The sequence below is a fragment of the Burkholderia reimsis genome (assembly GCF_003294055.1).
Lineage (GTDB): Bacteria > Pseudomonadota > Gammaproteobacteria > Burkholderiales > Burkholderiaceae > Burkholderia > Burkholderia cepacia.
On record NZ_QMFZ01000130.1, the window covers coordinates 1 to 618 of the forward strand.

Here is a 618-nt window from a genome sequence, read left to right on the forward strand (position 1 = left end):
GACGAAGGCACACACCGTGTAACGGCGCGCCATCGACGAAAGCGAGTGCGAACGCGGCGAGGTATCTGACGATTCGCGTCGCGAGACTGTTGTATATCCAACACATCGACGACGGACGCGATGCGGCACTAAGCATGCTTCGATCCGCGCGGCATAACGCGTCGAAATGTCAATGAAGGGTATCCAACTTACTTATCGGGCTACATTAATTTCACGGATTGAAAGATTTTTCGGTAAGTATGGATCGATCGAATCGAATGGCGTTCGATGGTGAAAATTCGTTACTTTTCATGAAGATCGAAATGGTTTCGATGCCGGAAAAAACGCTGAGGCGTCAACATAGGGATGTTTTTTATAAATAATGTCGAATGAGGTGCCTTATTAATAATGTTTTAAAGTGTCAAATTGTTTTGGTTATTGCTTGAATATCAAAATTGAGATCTGGTTCGTTCTTGACCAGGGGCGCGGGCATCGACTTGCCCGAATGGAGCCGCCGTTGGCAATTTCTGACATTGTGAGGGCGAACCTTTCGGTAGATTGCGGCGTGAAGGAGCGCCATTTCGCCGCAATCACGAGTGTTGACGTACTGATAATCCTCGGCAGCGTTGCGTCGACGTT

The 618-nt window shown here is 48.1% G+C and carries 1 protein-coding gene; it reads right to left on the bottom strand.

The annotated features are described in order from the left end of the window. Window positions 1–400: 400 nt before the first annotated feature. Window positions 401–618, bottom strand: a 218-nt coding sequence (locus DPV79_RS43180) for a hypothetical protein (protein ID WP_208866784.1), incomplete at its 5' end; no start/stop codon positions are given.